1 protein-coding gene is annotated in these 1,053 nt (G+C 74.3%); it reads right to left on the reverse strand.

All coding sequences use genetic code 11. The features are described 5' to 3' along the window. The coding region (locus AOK01_RS40240; RefSeq protein ID WP_063792957.1) for a hypothetical protein at positions 1–937 on the reverse strand (937 nt) is incomplete at its 3' end. Positions 938–1,053: the final 116 nt, after the last annotated feature.

A 1,053-nucleotide genomic window follows, 5' to 3' on the forward strand; every position in this document is an offset into this window, starting at 1 on the left:
CGCTGTCGCTGTCGCTGTCGCCGTCAGCGCCGGTGCCGGCGTCCGCGTTCGCGTCGCTGATGCCGACCACCGTGAGGTGCGTACGGTCCAGGCCGGCGTCCTCCAGGCAGCCGCGCAGGCGCATGCGGTCGTGGTCGGTCAGCGCGGGCTGGACGACGCCGGCGAAGAGGCCGTCGCCCAACGCGCCGAGGCTGGCGCGGTTCAGCGGTACGGACGTCGAGTCCCGGCACCGTTCCCAGAGTTGGCGTGCGGCGAGAGACTGCCGTTCGGCGGTCATGTTCGTGCCGCGCATGTCGACACGCAGGAGCAGGGAGGTCGCCTTGGAGTCCGTCCTCTCCTCCTCGCGGGTCTGTGTGAGGTCGGCGAGACCGTCGACGAGCGCCCCGAGCAGCGCGGCCCCGATCACACCCACGGCGAGCACGCGCAGGGCGCGCCCGTGTCCCCGCGGGGCGCCGGGCGGGGGCAGGTCGTCCAGATCCGCACCGCCGTCCGGATCGGGTGCGGCCAGGACGGAGAGGCGCCCGGCGAGCCGCCGTTCCGCCGTGGGCCCGGCCGTGGCCGACGCGATCCGCTGCACCACCCAGGCGAGCCCGGAGAGCAGCACACCGGTGACCATGAGAACCGGTACGAAGACATACGTACGGCTCGTCGGCTCGTCCAGCCAGCGGAACCGGTCGCCGGCCGCACCCGACGGCGCCTCCTTCTCCCGCAACCGCGCGAGGACGTCCTCCTGCCGCCGGTCGGCGTCGCTCAGCCGTGCCTCGATCCGCGCGAGCCGCCCGAGCAGCACGATCCCGAGAAGCATCACCTCGACGACGAGCAGCAGCACGCCGCACAGGATGGCTCGTTGCCACTGCCACCGGTACAGATAGACGACGACGTACGTGCCGGCTCCCGCTGCCGCCGCACCCCCGAAGAAGTAGGCGACGCGCCTCACCGTGCCCCTCCTCGGCGCTCACCCACGGGGGGCGGTGGGACGGGTGCGTCCGCGGGGTGGGCCTGGGTGGCTCGGTCGGCCTGGCCACCCGGGCCGGCCTGCGCGCGCACGCCCCC

The organism is Streptomyces aurantiacus (assembly GCF_001418335.1).
Taxonomy (GTDB): Bacteria; Actinomycetota; Actinomycetes; order Streptomycetales; family Streptomycetaceae; genus Streptomyces; species Streptomyces aurantiacus.